The 14,274-nt window shown below is 33.0% G+C and carries 14 protein-coding genes; 7 read left to right on the forward strand and 7 right to left on the reverse strand.

Annotated features, from left to right (window positions below; all coding sequences use genetic code 11):
- Window positions 1-41: 41 nt before the first annotated feature.
- The 6 genes from M0D21_RS10120 to M0D21_RS10145 form a co-directional block, all read right to left on the reverse strand.
- A complete protein-coding gene (locus M0D21_RS10120) occupies window positions 42-1,295 on the reverse strand; it encodes a glycosyl hydrolase family 18 protein (RefSeq protein WP_248329033.1) in 1,254 nt (417 codons plus the stop codon).
- Window positions 1,296-1,381: 86 nt separating this feature from the next.
- Window positions 1,382-1,708, reverse strand: coding sequence for a biotin/lipoyl-containing protein (locus M0D21_RS10125; protein ID WP_248329035.1), 327 nt, complete (start codon window positions 1,706-1,708; stop codon window positions 1,382-1,384).
- Window positions 1,709-1,799: 91 nt separating this feature from the next.
- The gene (locus M0D21_RS10130) at window positions 1,800-2,063 is read right to left on the reverse strand and encodes a hypothetical protein (RefSeq protein WP_248329037.1); all 264 of its coding nucleotides are present in this window, start codon (window positions 2,061-2,063) and stop codon (window positions 1,800-1,802) included.
- A 71-nt stretch (window positions 2,064-2,134) separates the two neighbouring features.
- Complete coding sequence (locus tag M0D21_RS10135) at window positions 2,135-2,518, reverse strand: hypothetical protein (protein ID WP_248329039.1); 384 nt, start codon at window positions 2,516-2,518, stop codon at window positions 2,135-2,137.
- 51 nt (window positions 2,519-2,569) lie between these two features.
- Window positions 2,570-3,784 carry an MFS transporter gene (locus tag M0D21_RS10140; RefSeq protein WP_248329041.1) on the reverse strand — a complete coding sequence of 405 codons (1,215 nt, stop codon included), beginning with the start codon at window positions 3,782-3,784 and terminating at the stop codon, window positions 2,570-2,572.
- 161 nt (window positions 3,785-3,945) lie between these two features.
- Window positions 3,946-4,386 carry a GNAT family N-acetyltransferase gene (locus M0D21_RS10145; protein ID WP_248329043.1) on the reverse strand — a complete coding sequence of 147 codons (441 nt, stop codon included), beginning with the start codon at window positions 4,384-4,386 and terminating at the stop codon, window positions 3,946-3,948.
- Window positions 4,387-4,602: 216 nt separating this feature from the next.
- On the opposite strand from M0D21_RS10145, the gene M0D21_RS10150 reads away from it, so the two are divergent.
- The 7 genes from M0D21_RS10150 (at window position 4,603) to M0D21_RS10180 (ending at window position 11,504) form a co-directional block, all read left to right on the forward strand.
- Window positions 4,603-5,646 carry a serine hydrolase domain-containing protein gene (locus M0D21_RS10150; protein ID WP_248329045.1) on the forward strand — a complete coding sequence of 348 codons (1,044 nt, stop codon included), beginning with the start codon at window positions 4,603-4,605 and terminating at the stop codon, window positions 5,644-5,646.
- Window positions 5,647-5,846: 200 nt separating this feature from the next.
- Window positions 5,847-7,106, forward strand: a complete 1,260-nt coding sequence (locus M0D21_RS10155) for a tyrosine-type recombinase/integrase (protein ID WP_248329047.1) — start codon at window positions 5,847-5,849, stop codon at window positions 7,104-7,106.
- A 5-nt stretch (window positions 7,107-7,111) separates the two neighbouring features.
- The gene (locus M0D21_RS10160) at window positions 7,112-8,122 is read left to right on the forward strand and encodes a hypothetical protein (RefSeq protein WP_248329049.1); all 1,011 of its coding nucleotides are present in this window, start codon (window positions 7,112-7,114) and stop codon (window positions 8,120-8,122) included.
- A 92-nt stretch (window positions 8,123-8,214) separates the two neighbouring features.
- The gene (locus M0D21_RS10165) at window positions 8,215-8,490 is read left to right on the forward strand and encodes a MerR family transcriptional regulator (protein ID WP_248329051.1); all 276 of its coding nucleotides are present in this window, start codon (window positions 8,215-8,217) and stop codon (window positions 8,488-8,490) included.
- Window positions 8,491-8,545: 55 nt separating this feature from the next.
- The gene (locus M0D21_RS10170; RefSeq protein ID WP_248329053.1) at window positions 8,546-9,700 is read left to right on the forward strand and encodes an AAA family ATPase; all 1,155 of its coding nucleotides are present in this window, start codon (window positions 8,546-8,548) and stop codon (window positions 9,698-9,700) included.
- Between the two features lie 230 nt (window positions 9,701-9,930).
- Entirely contained in the window at window positions 9,931-11,052 is a 1,122-nt protein-coding gene (locus M0D21_RS10175; protein WP_248329055.1) for a DUF6371 domain-containing protein, read from the forward strand.
- A 32-nt stretch (window positions 11,053-11,084) separates the two neighbouring features.
- Window positions 11,085-11,504 carry a helix-turn-helix domain-containing protein gene (locus M0D21_RS10180; protein ID WP_248329057.1) on the forward strand — a complete coding sequence of 140 codons (420 nt, stop codon included), beginning with the start codon at window positions 11,085-11,087 and terminating at the stop codon, window positions 11,502-11,504.
- A gap of 366 nt (window positions 11,505-11,870) precedes the next feature.
- On the opposite strand, the gene hsdR is transcribed toward M0D21_RS10180, so the two are convergent.
- Window positions 11,871-14,273 carry an EcoAI/FtnUII family type I restriction enzme subunit R gene (gene hsdR, locus M0D21_RS10185; RefSeq protein WP_248329059.1) on the reverse strand — a complete coding sequence of 801 codons (2,403 nt, stop codon included), beginning with the start codon at window positions 14,271-14,273 and terminating at the stop codon, window positions 11,871-11,873.
- Window position 14,274: the final 1 nt, after the last annotated feature.

The following is a 14,274-nucleotide window of genomic DNA, read 5'->3' on the forward strand; positions in this document are numbered from 1 at the left end:
AATGTAGCCAATGGTTTGCTAAATATACGTTCTAGCAGTAATTATTCAAGGTTATGCAAAGTGGTATTTTGTTCTTCTGAAAATTTTTCAGTTAAGAGATCCCATAATTCTGAATATCCATCATCATAACCCAAAGCCCAAATACCTACTCCTTTTATTTTGTTTTTTTGTATCCAATCATACTTGATTGAAAGTGATTTCTCGTCTTCAAAAAAGATCTGTTTATAGCTGTTTGCACCTTCCTTTACAACTAAATAGGTTGAAGCGCTTATCGAATCAAATTTTACGGGAATATCTAGAGAGTCGATATACAATTTCCTAATGTTTCGATAGGGTGGGTGATCTCTGAATTTTACAACTGCGGCTCCGGGTTGAGAAGTTTTGGTATACCACTCGGCACCATAGTACGGAAGTCCAAGAATTAATTTGTCAAGTTGTACACCTTTGTTTTGATAGTATTGAACGGACCATTGTAAACCGTTTCCAAACTTTTCGCTTGAAGTAAAAGGAGTTACAGGTCCTGTGGTTTTGCTAAATGCTCCATAATAGTCATAACCCATTAAGGTGTAAAAATCTATATGTGCATCAATAGCTTTAATGTCAAAAACATCGTTCCAGTCTTCGGCATACAGGCATAGAGAAATATGGTAATTGGGATTATCCTGTTTTAGTCTTTTTGAAATCTGAACAATAAATTTTGTAAAATTACTTTTGCTTTTCTTTGGTACTCCTTCAAAATCTAGATTAATACCATTTGCCGATCGCAATGCCAATAACCTAGATACACTATCGATTAAGGTGCTTTGAGCCTTGGGATTGTCTAAAAAAGTAGCATTATTCTTACTTCCAAAATTGGAGATCGAAAGAAATACTTTACAGTTTGCAGCTTTGGCACTATCGATCAAAGCTGTAGTTTTCCATTGATGAATACTTTTATAGCTTCCAGTTTCTGGTTCAACCGAATATGAAAAGTATGAGATGCCCCATAACATTGAGAAATTGTAGTTTTTCCATACGGAACCATTAGAATATAAATGCCAACCAAATGTGTGAATATCGGGATGTACTTTTCCTTTTTTAAATAATGTTTTGGTGATTGTAGTGGTATTAAGGCTATCCCAATCTTTCTCAGTATTGAAGGTAATATCTTCATATTTTTTTTCATGCAAATACCGCTGACTTTTTAGTTTTGTGGTATTGATTACAGCATTTGGTTCAGTATTTTTAACCGTATTACCATTACTACATCCTACTATGATCAATACTGTAATTATTGTGATTGGTATTATCTTCATGTTGAATTTTTTATCAATAGCAAGCGTGTGTTGCTCACAAGTAGTTAGTTAGACCATGGTTCCTATAAATAATTATGATAGAGGATTTATATTCCCTCGATCTGATAGATTTCCATTCCAACAGAAAGTTCTTTATTTTCTTCACTGCACCATATTATTTTCCCTTCAAAAACACTTTCGAATTCCATAACAACATTTTCGTTCTCAATTTCACATAAGATATCACCGTACTTTACGATATCTCCAACACGATAATTCAATTTGGTAAGAATCAGATTCTTCTGATTTCCTAAGTTAGGTGATCTAATTGTTTTAGTTTCCCCTCTTTTTAGTTTAAACTCAGACGGGAGAGGTGAACTAGTCCCTTGTTTTTCAATTCCTTCTACGGTTCGGAAATTAGGATTTGTTTTCAAAGACTCAATTAATTTTTCTCTCCTGTTTGAGTTAGAAAACCCTGAGAATATTGTTTTTAAAAATTTGTTTATCATTTACTTTTGATAATGATTATGGTATCAATTGAACTATTTGCCCTGGCTTAAAGTATTCTCTTTTCGATTTGTCCTTTAAATTAATGATAAAAATATCAAATCTTGGATTTCCTTCATCATCAAGAGCTCTTGGCATTGCAATACTTTTTATCTCAAACCCTCCAAATGTAGAAGATTCGGTTAGGCTAAATTCTTCTTTGTTTAAGAGCTTGGCTATTAATTGGGGACTATTCCTTGAAACCTTTTTAAAAACACGATCTATTTCAAACTCTACTGCCATTTCTTAGTTGCCTGTAAGATGAGATAAAATTTGTTTTTAATGCATTTTAGGTTGTAGCGAGTAATTTTGTCTTAACACATCCAGAATTTCATTTTTTCAAAGTCAATTACTCTTGGTCCATTCGAACATCCTCCGACCTCCTCAGTATCAACGTCTTTTTCGTCTGTTCCAATTATCCAAACCCCCGATTTATGTTTTAAGATTTTACCCTCATCGATAATGTCTCCTTTTTTGGTTAAAGACAATTGCCCATCACCTTCATAAATTACCTTTATGGTACCGTTTTTAATGATCACTGTCACTTTTTCTCCCATTGATTTACCTCCCCATTCGGCAAATGCAATATCATATCGATATTTTCCATCTAAAGGTAAGTCGTCAGATTTCGAATCTTGAGCTAGACTTATATTCATAAATAATAGAGTCAATAATAAGGGAATTATTTTAAGTATCATGTTTTCTTTGATTGTTGATAATGTTCCATGAAAGGGTATTCTAATACATTTTTAAACTTGACTTCCTGTGCTGTTTTTATTCCATAATATATATCCCATTAGTACGAGCGCGGTGATGGTCATTAAGATAATACCTAAGATTAATCCTAATGTTGGATTGTCATAAAATTTATCATTAAACAAACCAAAAACAGATGAAAATAATCTAGTGGGGATAAATGCTAAACTAACTAGAATTGCCAGGTATTTTGGATTCGAATATTTTGTTAAGATAGAATGAATTACTGGTGCAATATGAATTTCTGAAGCTCCAAGAAAAAATAGGGATAACAAGTAAATCATAGCGTGCTGTTCGGTTGGAACTTCGGGAATGAAAAATAATAATCCAAATGATACAATTCCAAAAATAAAACCAAGCATTAATTTGAAAGATTGGGAGTTATAAAAGTAAGTCCATAAAACAATTGCGATTAAACTAATCGGAATTAAAAAAATAGTACTTACAGATTGCCACATACTTTTAGATATAGTCAAAGCCGAAATTTCACCAAATTTCATTTGTAAATCAAAAACTCGAATACCAGACATTTCATAAATTCCCCAAAATAATCCAACCACAAGGAAAGCGATTAAAATGTTGATCACTCTTTTGTCCATTGATAATTTACTTTTTTCAATTGTCTCCGTAGCAATTTCTTTTGAAACAAGTATCGGAATCAATGAAAATATCACTAATATTCCAGAGGTTATAAATCCAATAGGGTAACCAAAAGTTTCGCCTAAATACCCAATGAAAAAAGTTCCGAGAATTGAACCTAAATTTACTGCTAGATAAAATATCGTAAACCCAGAATCTAGTAGTTTGGTTTTATTCAAATATGATTTTCCAAAATTTGCGATAATATTCGGAGTAAAAAATCCACTGCCCAATATAACGAGAAATAGCCCTACGTAAAGCCCGGTTTTTGAAGGAATACAAATACTAAATGCTCCTATTGCTTGAATAATTCCTCCAAATAGCATTGTTTTTTTATTTCCGATAATTAAATCTCCCAATAGAGCTCCTATGATTTGAGAAAAAATTAATGAAAAAGTAATCCAACCATAAAGACTTAAGGCTTCGGCTGTTGTCATTTTCAATGTTTCTCCAATCATATATAGAACCAGAAGAGCTCTAAAACCGTAGTAAGATGCTCTTTCGAACATTCTAGATACAGCATAGTAGAATGTTTCTTTGGTGTGTTGTTGATTTTGAATTTTTTCCATCTAGCGTGTTGGGTTGGTAATGTTTATTATATGTATAATAATGAGATGAAATGTTACCTTGACTTTTAAAGAGGAGGAATATAACTAACCCTTCTTTAAAATTGATATTCCACATTAACAAATTATAACTATTGTTTTATTTATTTACAATGGGTATAATCTTACTTGTTCGGCTTTTCCATCTCATATAAATCAAGACCTTCTCCCCAATAATTTTTTTCAATTCTCATAGTAGTATAACCAAATTTTTCAAAAAACTGGTAGGCCAGCTGGGAGGTGGTTACTATAAATTTTTCTACACGGTTATCTTTACCTAATACCTCTAAGCAATATTCTACCGATTGTCTCCCTAGTCCTTGTCCAGAATAGTTTGGGTCAAAGAAAATCCAAGTGATACGCCCCGAATTGTCATTTTCATTGATATAATATCCGGTTCCTCCTACAATGGTATGATCTACCTCGATCGTTAAATAGGTTGCTGCATTCTTGTCTAGATATTTCTCAAAATCATGTAGTTCGTTCTTGTCAAAATATTGAGGTGTGTTTAGCTCAAATAGCTGTAGCAGTGTTTCTTTGTCATTCGGTTTATAAGGTCTGATCATTGTTTTTGAAGCTTGTGGCTAACGGTTAATTCAATTAGGTTTTGCAATTTCAGCTTTACTAGTGTTGCCTATGCCTAAAGATAGTTCTTTACTCTTGATTTTAGATTATACTCTAGTTTTAATAAAACAATCATAACCACTATACGGCTATACAAATTGTACTGTAGCAAAACTACATTTGATTCGTCTCTGAGATATAATCAATCAAAAAATCTTATGAAACGTATTTTTTCTACACTGGTATTGTTACTTATTTCAATACCTTTTACAAGCTGTAAAAACCACACCTCGGTAGATTCTTATATAGAAGAACTGGTTGCAGATGGTAATTTTAATGGAAATGTCTTAGTTATTAAAAATGGAGAAACCCTTTACGAAGCATCTTTTGGATATTCAGATGGTACTAAAACAGTACCACTTACCAAAGATTTTCGTTTCGGTCTAGGGTCTGTTTTTAAAGAATTTCCTGCGGTAGCAATTATGCAACTTCAAGAAAAAGAATTATTGCATGTAGATGATAAAATTGATAAGTATTTAAAAGACCTTCCTAATTGGGCATCAAAAGTTTCAATCAAAAATTTATTACAATACACTAGTGGGCTTCCCAAAGTACCCTGGGAAAAGTATATTGAAAAAGATGAATTAATGACAGATGAGAAAGTAAAAAAAGACTTGCAGCATATCGAAGAATTAGATTTCGAGCCGGGTGATGATTATTTATATACGAATTACAGTCCGATAGTATTGTCTAGAATTGTTGAAGAAATTACCCAACAAAAATTCAACGATTATGTAGTTCAAAACTTATTTCTTCCTTTTTCATTAGATGATGCAGTCATTCCTACAGAAGTTCCGTTTTTGGATAGAAATTTAATGGCTATTCCTTTTGATGAGGCCTATGAAGAAGACTCTTACAGAATTGCAATCTCAGGAGTTATATTTTGCTTTACTGCTCGTGATTTGTATCGTTGGATAGATAATCTTCATGCTTTTAAAATTATTAATCAAAAATCGGTAAAGCTGCTATCTGAAAAAGCAGATTTTTTCGGAAATATTCAAGCGCCACTGGGTTTTGTAGAATGGAAAGACAATAAAATCATAGAACATTCTCATCATGGTGAAAATGGTAACTATGAGTGTTTTGTACGAAGGTTTACTAAAGAAAAAGATGTGCTAACGATCATAGTACAATCCAATCAGAAACGTGGAAACGTAGTTGACATTACGGAAGAGATTAGAGATATTTTAAATTTCGATTAATGATAAAACAAAACCCCTGTTTCTACAGGGGTTTATATGTTTTAATGTGGAGTCGGAGGCTATTGTTATGTTTATAACTTATTGTTTTTGTTAATTACAAATTTTGATAATAATGTGCTGTTATATAGGTGTTTATTAATTTTGTGTTGATACGGGATAAGAGCTTTAAAGCGTAAAAAAGTCCCCTAAAGAGTCCCCTTATGATTTCAACATTTAATCTTAAAGATCCAAAGAGTACGAAGAAGACTTTGATTTTCTTCCGTTGCAAATTTCCTAACGAAAAAGGTAGGTTCAAATATTCTACAGGAGAAAAAATACATCCGTCAGATTGGAATCAAAAAGAAAGATTGCCTCATACGCTGGGAGAGAGTAAGGCGATCGATAGAGTTTCTATTAAAGCACAGCTCGGTAGGTACGAATCCGTTTTTGAACAAACAAAGGAACAGTATAGGAAGTTGGGTGAGGATTTTACTAGTGATGTGTTAAAAGCAGCATTTGACAAAGAATTTAAAAAGACACCAAGAACGAAAGATACTTTTTTTGATAGATACGATGAGTTTATGAGCTTTAATCAAAAACAGCAAAACTGGTCACTATCTACCGTAAAAAGATATAAGAACATAAAGAATATCCTAAAAAACTTTGAAAAGGAAAAGAAGTATACATTAACCTTTACTGCGATTACAGATAGGTTCCATGCCGAGTTTACCGACTATTGTATGAACGATCTAAAGCATATTAATAATACATACTCCAGAAATTTGGGGCTGTTTAAAACATTTATGTTTTGGGCATTAAAAAATAAGCATACATACAATAGTGCATTTGTAGGTTTCGAAAAGAAAAAAAGAGTGATTACCAAACAAATAGCACTTTCAATGCTTGATATACAAACTATCCTAACCTATGATTATAAAAATGAGAGGCTGGAACGTGTACGGGATGTATTTGTGTTTGCCTGTGTTACTGGGATGCGATTCGGAGAACTTAAACTAATCACCAAAAATGATATTGTTGGTAATAACTTTATACTAAAAGAGGAAAAGGAAAGTGAAAAACAATCACGTTCTATACCACTAAGTGATGTAGCCATAAGTATACTACGAAAATATGATTATAAACTACCACTTATAGCAAATCAAAAATATAACGAATATATCAAGGAAGTTTTCAAAGAAGCAGGATACACTCATAATGTTGTAAAGAATACCACTAGAGGTAAAGAGAATATCAAGGAGGTGATCCCTTTTTACGATAGGATTTCTAGCCACACTGCGCGCAGAACCTTTATTACTTTAATGAAAAAAGATAAGCAATCAGATAAGCTAATAGCTTCTATAAGTGGTCATCGTGATCTTAAAACCTTAAATCAATATTATCAGGTAGATGATCAGGATAAAGAAGAAGCTGTAAACAAAACATTCGCTTTGGACGTGGGGATACTAAAAAAGGTAAATTAATAGGTATGATAGAGCAGGTAGATATTGAAAGTATATCGAAAAAATTCAGTGATTTTAATTATCCTGATCGTAAGGTAATAGAAGAGCAATTATCCCGATTGAATACGATATCCGATAAATTAGATCATCTTAGAAGTGTAGAAAAAGAATTCTACACCAAGTTTCAGGAAATTAAAAGTAGTTTCAGCGAAGCAGAACGCGATTTGTTTTTAGAAAATGAGACCGTATTGTTGAACAGTATTTTCGGTTCAGAAAAACTCATTACACCTCTATTTATGCCGGAGTCAATTTTTGATGAGTATTTTAAAACCGTACAGGATACTGCAGAATACAGATATTGGTTTTTAAGGTATATGGCAGAAAAACGTTTTGACAAATACCTCAATTCTAAAATTTACAAGGATAGTATTGAGCTAAATTTTACAGAAAACCTGCAAAATGAATTTGTTAAAATAATCGATGTAGAGGAAAAAGCTTTTCGCCTACTAAGAGAGGAAAAAATAGATTTTTACAATAATACCAAAAACGAAAAAGGGTTTCTATGGGCAAGTAACGACAAGGAATTTGTGGATAGTCATAATTATGAAGGTAACTCTGTTGAGGTTCTAAGAGTTCTCAAAAACTATTACAAAAAATATCCTACAGCTTCTCTTTACGATTGGGCATCCAAAGAAGTGGATGCTTATTATAGACACGTGTTATTAAAGCCTCATTTAGAAAGTATATTGGATAAAGAGGTAAAAGGAAGTAGTGTGCCGATTAGGACATTAGCATTAATAGCATATGTACAACAAGAGATCAAGGAGATTAAACGATTGGTTCATCAAAAAGATGTAATAGCTTACGGTAAAAGCCTTGGAGTGAGTGGTAATCATTTTAAAAATGTATTTGTGAAAATTAACTCGTCTAATGGAACATCTGGCTTTAATAAGGATCACTATGAAGAAGCCCTAGAATTATTGAGTAAAGAAGGTCGGGAGTATGCTACTAAAAGATGGCAAACAGAATTTAATTAAAAAGTTGTAACCCTCTTACATAACCCCTTATGGACTAATTCCTTGTAACTACTACATAATTTAGCTGATAGTTAAAAACAAAAACTATTAGCATGAATGTTTTAGATCAAATACTACAGGAACAAAAAGAACAACGAACATTACTTTCTTCAATGTTCGATTATATCCAGAAACCAATACCGGAAGATAAATACTACTCTGTTGATGAGTATTCAGAAAAAATAGGTGTTCATCCTCAGAGTACTCGTAATGCGATTAAAGATGGTAGGGTCAAGGCTAATCGCTTTGGTCGTAGGGTGCTTATACATTCTTCACAGATAGAGCAGGGTTTAAAGGAGTTTAAATCACTTAGATACAGGAGAGATTAGCTTAGGTTGTATGATCATATTAAACGTGTGTTATAGCCTTTAAACCTGTAATGTTATGGAAGTAGAAGAAACGGTATCATCGGTAAATAATAAGTATGTATATACGGGAGTGAAAGAAGAGATTCGTATGGAGATGATTAAGGAAACTGATTATCTGGAACAGCAGCCAATACAAAAATTTACATCTGATAAGACCAGCTATAAGAAGTACATTATAAATCCTAATGATGAAATAAAAGAGCCCCCTGCATTATTTCGTATACAGAATAAGGTTTTATGTACTTTAGGTAATTTCTCTGCTATCATTGGTAAAGCAAAAACAAAAAAATCGATGTTTTTGGCTTGGTTAACTGCCATGCTACAGGGGACATTAAATGATTATGTAAAAACTTGTATAAAAGGTAAAAAAATCATTTATGTTGATACGGAACAATCTGCCTACCACGCAGGTCTACAAGTAAAAAGAATACAAGAGCTTTTAGATCGGGTTGAAAGCAATATGGAGTATGTTGCTCTCAGAACCTGTAACCCAAAGGAACGGCTGAAGCATATAGAAGAAATGATAGAATGCAATGAGAACTTGGGTTTATTAATAATAGATGGCATAGCCGATTTAATGGTAGGGGGTAATAACGATGAGCAAGAAAGTAATGAAAAAGTATCACTCTTAATGAAATGGAGCGAGGAAAAGAACATTCATATAATGACGGTGTTACATACAAATAAAGGTAATGATCATGCTACGGGTCATTTGGGGAGTTGTATAATCAAGAAAGCCGAAACAATATTTTCTATCCAAAAGGATAATCGGGATAATAGTATTTCGTTTATCAAATCAGAGTTTCATAGAGGAGAAGGTATGAAAGATCCACTTTACTTTTCCGTAAATGATGATGGGATACCGTACATTATTGATGATGTTTCTTTTACAACAAAATCAAAAACAGATAAACAGAAAAGAGAACCTCAATATTTCGAATTAGCAGGTCATAATAAGGTTTTAGAAGAGATGTTTAAGGGAGGTAAAGAGATGAAATATACAGCTTTGAGGAAAGCAATAAAGCTTCAAGCCAATAGGGTTCTTGGAGTTAAGTTAAATGATGATTTATCAAAAGCCTGGTACCGGTATTACAAAAAGAATGACTTTATATATCAGGAAAAGGAGCGTATGCCTTGGAAACTAAGATCTTTTGAGGGTAATCATAGGTAGGTTCAAATGATAAGGTTTAACACTCCCCTATATATAAGGGGAGTGTTTAAACTAAACCTTATCTGCAACAGGGTTTAATTTTGAGATTAAGGGTTAAACCTTGTGTTAACTAATTGATAAACAGGTATTTTTTTGGTTTGTCTTTAAACCTTAGAAGATTTATGAATTTGTAATTTTTTAGAAGAATGAGCTGTTAGGTTTAGCTCTTTAAACAATGTTGAAAACAATAATTGGCTGAAACTGATATGGTATTGAATACGCTTTATAGATACGAACTGGATAAGAGCAGCAAAAAATATATCTGCCCAAATTGTGGTAAGAAAAGGGCAGTGAGATACATTGACAATGAAACAGGAAATTACTTACCCATAGAATTTTCAAGATGTGATCGTGAAACAAGCTGTGGATACTGGCGGAAACCTGAAAAAGCGAAATCATCAATGCTTGCTGATAGACCAATATTACCGATGATGCTCATAACTTTTATCAGAGATGCGTTAGTAAAGGAGTCAGGAAGAAATTTCAAAGAAAATAATTTTGTCCAATACTTAAAGACCAAATTTAGCGATAGTGCAGTAAAAGCAATCATAAAACGATACCTCATAGGTACATCTAGTTATATAAAAAATGCCTGTGTTTTTTGGCAAATAGACGAACAAAACCGTGTAAGAGCGGGTAAAATAATGAAGTATAACTCTAATACTGGTAAAAGAATAAAGGGAGGATCTGGTATTCATTGGGTGCTTAGCATTTTGAAAAAGAAAGGTAAGATAAAAGATTACCAACGGGAACAGTGTTTCTTTGGGTTACATCTGATTAATGAATATAAAACTAAGGTAATAGCGATATGTGAGTCTGAAAAAACAGCTTGCATCATGTCTGCAATATATGATTCTTATTTATGGTTAGGGTGTGGTAGTGCAACAGGTTTACAGGATGATAAATTTATTCCTTTAAAAGGGAGAAAAATAATCTTGTATCCTGACAAAGGAATGTATGATAAGTGGAAAAAAAGAGCGCAAGAGTTACGGAGCAAAGGGTATAATGTTGAGGTTTCTGATGTTGTAGAAAGGTCTCTGGGGCGAAATGGATGCGATATAGCTGATTATTTTGTAGATGAAAAAATGATTGAAGAAATAGAATCGGATAGAGAAAAAACTTCAAAAATAGTTGAAGTTGATGCGGATAATCTATCAGAAGAAGAAAAAAAGCTACATCGATTAGCTTGTAAAAACCCTAAAATTATAAACCTCATCAAGACTTTTGATCTTACTGATACTAATGGGGTGGATTTTAAGTTAGGTGTATTGGGAGTAAAAGATAGAAGCATAAGTATGGGAGCAAGGAATTAGTCTTTTTGATTTACTAACAAAAATATTGCTCTATGACTACACTAGAAATTTATCAAGAATATAGAGAAAACCCTCAAAAGTGGATGCAAAAACATTTGGCATATACTGAAAAAGAAATAATGCTAACCTTAATGAAATTAGCGCAACAACAAATTCATAAAGGGAATTTTGCTGCAAAGAGAAACATACAATTTATACAAATAACACCTGAAGAACTACAAGATGGGATTACGAAGGAGATCAAAAAACAATTTGAGACCTTACAAAAGGACTTCCAACCCAAAGAACCTACCGAATATATGACCAGAAACGAAGTGGCTGAGTTACTCAAAGTTGACCTTAGTACCGTTTGGAACTGGACAAAAAAAGGCAAGCTTATTGCCTATGGTATAGGAAAACGAGTATACTTCAAAAGAAAAGAGGTTGAAAATGGGATTATCAGGATCAATTAAAAATAAAAGAAAAAGTAGTGTGCATACAAGGTCGAGATGGTAATATAGTAGAAATTCGTTATGTGACTCACAAACTCGAATAGTATGCTTAGATGTTTTTAATTATATCGCGTATCGACACAAAAAATTGAGAGAGTTGCGTTCAATTCCACATTTCCTATCTTCTCATAAAACTTATATAGCCAGTGGATGATATAGGAGCTATATGCTATAATTTTTATTAAGCTCTTCACATACCGCGATATACTAGTTGAAAAGGTTGTCTTTATAGTTTATCTCGGTGAAGTTTTAAATTTTCTAGTCTTGACTAAAAAAGTTATTTGTAACCTCAGCATTGAGGATTGTAATGCACTTTATTTTGCGTTTCTATGCTGTCTTATATAAATACTGTTGAAACTCAATAAATAAATCTCTTATTTTCGTTACATCCCCACCTAATTCTTCAATTCCATCAGCTTGTGATTGGAACATACTTGATAACAAAACAGGAAGCTTGGTCTGATCTAATTCACCTACACCAATCTCAATGTATTTGCTTAAAACAAATTCAATAAATTCTTTCTGTTTATTATTCATTAATGTAAAAATAGTAGCTTCAGCTGCCGCAACACGTTCTGCTCTTGTGATTGGTTTTATTTCACTATTGAATACATATTCCAAAACATCAAATAAGTCGCTATTTTCAGCATCTACAAGTTTACGCAACGCATTTAATTCTTCTATTCCGTAACCTGCTACTTCTAACTTTTCAAGTAAAGTTCTTCTTGTTGTTGGATTGCTCCATAACTCTCGTAATTCTGCTTCACTTTTAAACAGATTAGGTAATTCACCAAATAAGTTATTTAAAAATTCTTCCGATGAAATTGGTTTACCCCCAGTATCCCAAAACATTGTTTGTGTTGTGTGTTGAATTTCTAACTCTTTACCACCTTTAAGTTTAACCCTAACTTTATTATTATGACCTTTTATAGGTTCTTCTTCATCATTATTAATAATGTCGACTTCATCAATATTTGGTTTTAGTTCTCTTGGTTCAGGGATTACAGGATCTTCTGGTTCTCCATCCCATTCAGGGTCTAGGAAACGATGGTGAGCATCTACAAAATCATAAATAGTAAAGTAATATTTGCCGTCAAAGGTTCTGGTTCCTCTTCCTACAATTTGTTTGAATTCTATAATATCATTTACTGGACGCATTAGCACAATGTTTCTCACATTGCGTGCATCAACTCCAGTAGAAAGTTTTCTGGAAGTGGTTAAAACGGTCGGTATAATCTTTTCATTATCTTGAAATTGTTTTAATGCATTATCTCCTATATTTCCATCTTTGGCAGTAATACGCACACAGTAATTAGTGTTCTTGCTGATTTTTTTATTTTGATTTACCATATCACGCACCATAGCTGCGTGTTCTTGTGTAGCACAGAAAATAATAGTTTTCTCATTTTCGTTTGCATCCTTCATAAAGGTATGAACACGATAACGTTCTCTTGCTGGAATGACAATTTTTCGATTAAAGTCTTTTTCTTCATACAACTTGCCTTCTTCTATTTCTCCTTCTACTACTGTATCATCATCTGTGTAGATATAATCATCAATGGTGGTGTTGATTCGTTTTACTTTAAAAGGTGTTAAGAAACCATCATTAATACCTTCTTTAAGCGAATAGATATAAACAGGGTCGCCAAAGTATTTATAGGTATCAACATTATCCTTTCGTTTTGGTGTTGCCGTTAAACCTAATTGAACCGCAGGAGAGAAGTGTTCTAAAATACCTCTCCAAGTACTTTCATTGTTAGCTCCACCGATATGGCACTCATCAATAATTATTAAATCGAAGTAATCTGTTGGATATTGATTGTAATAAGCATCTTCTTTGTCATAATCTGTAATATTTTCTTCTTCTAGTTCATCTAAATCTGCAGTATTGTCATTTGCCATTAAAGATTGAAAAATGGTAAAGAAAACACTACCATTAGTAGGTACTTTTCCTCTTTTCTTAATCTCTTTGGGTTTAACTCGCACTAGAGCATCTTCTGGAAATGCAGAGAAGGAATTGAATGCCTGATTGGCTAATATGTTTCTATGAGCTAAGAATAAAATTCTTGGTCTTCTCTTTTGGTATTGATTGTTTGCGGTTAAATTCCAACGGGTTTGAAATAGTTTCCAAGCAATTTGAAAAGCAATGGCTGTTTTTCCTGTTCCTGTTGCGAGCGTTAATAAAACGCGGTCTTTACCCTGCGCAATTGCTTCTAAAGTTTTTTTAATGGCTATTTCTTGATAATAACGTGGTTGCCAAGTACCCGATTTATCCTCAAACGGAACGCTAGAGAAGTTGTCTCTCCACAATTCTGTAATCTCAGAACTTGCTTCTAATGGGTATGATTTTATCCATAATTCTTTTGGTGATAAATAACGGTCTACTAAACCTTCTTCACCCGTTTGCATACAGATTTGGTAAATCTCATCTCCGTTAGAAGAATAGGTAGTATCTAAGGTTAATTTATCTGCATATAATTTAGCTTGTGCAACACCTTCACCGACTTCTAAATTTCTTGCTTTTGCCTCAACTACAGCTAGTTTAATACCTTTATATACCAAAATATAGTCCGCAATAAGTGGTTTGCCTCTTCTACCACCATTTTGAATACGACCAGCGGTAATTTGACAGTTGCGTTCTCTTAATATTTTTGAACCCTCAACCACACCCCAGCCCGCTTCTTTTAGTTTTGGGTCTATTAATTCTGCTCTAGTTTCGGCTTCATTCATA

Origin of the sequence: Aquimarina acroporae, assembly GCF_023195925.1 — a bacterium.
In the GTDB taxonomy this organism is placed as follows: domain Bacteria; phylum Bacteroidota; class Bacteroidia; order Flavobacteriales; family Flavobacteriaceae; genus Aquimarina; species Aquimarina acroporae.

What these genes read in the sequence shown, in the direction of transcription:
- M0D21_RS10120 (WP_248329033.1), bottom strand. Translation starts at nt 1,295, where the DNA reads ATGAAGATAATACCAATCACAATAATTACAGTATTGATCATAGTAGGA.
- M0D21_RS10130 (WP_248329037.1), bottom strand. Translation starts at nt 2,063, where the DNA reads ATGGCAGTAGAGTTTGAAATAGATCGTGTTTTTAAAAAGGTTTCAAGG.
- M0D21_RS10135 (WP_248329039.1), bottom strand. Translation starts at nt 2,518, where the DNA reads ATGATACTTAAAATAATTCCCTTATTATTGACTCTATTATTTATGAAT.
- M0D21_RS10140 (WP_248329041.1), bottom strand. Translation starts at nt 3,784, where the DNA reads ATGGAAAAAATTCAAAATCAACAACACACCAAAGAAACATTCTACTAT.
- M0D21_RS10145 (WP_248329043.1), bottom strand. Translation starts at nt 4,386, where the DNA reads ATGATCAGACCTTATAAACCGAATGACAAAGAAACACTGCTACAGCTA.
- M0D21_RS10150 (WP_248329045.1), top strand. Translation starts at nt 4,603, where the DNA reads ATGAAACGTATTTTTTCTACACTGGTATTGTTACTTATTTCAATACCT.
- M0D21_RS10155 (WP_248329047.1), top strand. Translation starts at nt 5,847, where the DNA reads ATGATTTCAACATTTAATCTTAAAGATCCAAAGAGTACGAAGAAGACT.
- M0D21_RS10160 (WP_248329049.1), top strand. Translation starts at nt 7,112, where the DNA reads ATGATAGAGCAGGTAGATATTGAAAGTATATCGAAAAAATTCAGTGAT.
- M0D21_RS10165 (WP_248329051.1), top strand. Translation starts at nt 8,215, where the DNA reads ATGAATGTTTTAGATCAAATACTACAGGAACAAAAAGAACAACGAACA.
- M0D21_RS10170 (WP_248329053.1), top strand. Translation starts at nt 8,546, where the DNA reads ATGGAAGTAGAAGAAACGGTATCATCGGTAAATAATAAGTATGTATAT.
- M0D21_RS10180 (WP_248329057.1), top strand. Translation starts at nt 11,085, where the DNA reads ATGACTACACTAGAAATTTATCAAGAATATAGAGAAAACCCTCAAAAG.
- hsdR (WP_248329059.1), bottom strand. Translation starts at nt 14,273, where the DNA reads ATGAATGAAGCCGAAACTAGAGCAGAATTAATAGACCCAAAACTAAAA.